1 pseudogene is annotated in these 270 nt (G+C 61.1%); it reads left to right on the top strand.

The annotated features are described in order from the left end of the window. Window positions 1–203 (top strand): annotated as a pseudogene (locus tag EOB49_RS35335) (RNA polymerase sigma factor); the annotation flags it as partial. Window positions 204–270: the final 67 nt, after the last annotated feature.

Here is a 270-nt window from a genome sequence, read left to right as displayed (position 1 = left end):
AACGGCTTTCCGGCTATTTCCATTTTTTCGGCCTCAAGGGGGGCCTCTTGATGCAACTCGACCGGGGGGACGAGGCGCGCGTCGCCTTCGACCGCGCCATAGCGCTTGCTAACACGGCGGCGGAAGCAGCTCATATCCGCATGCATATCGACCGGCTGATCAGGGACGGTGCGGTACGCCCACCGGCCAAGAAGGCAAACTGAGCGCCATCTGCCCCATCTGGCTCAATCGTGCAGTTTGGGCTTAGACCATGCCGGGGTGGTGATTTTC

This window comes from Mesorhizobium sp. M7A.F.Ca.MR.148.00.0.0 (assembly GCF_003997735.1).
GTDB lineage: Bacteria > Pseudomonadota > Alphaproteobacteria > Rhizobiales > Rhizobiaceae > Mesorhizobium.
Note: the sequence above shows the minus strand (reverse complement) of the source record. Positions and strands in the feature narration are given on the sequence as shown.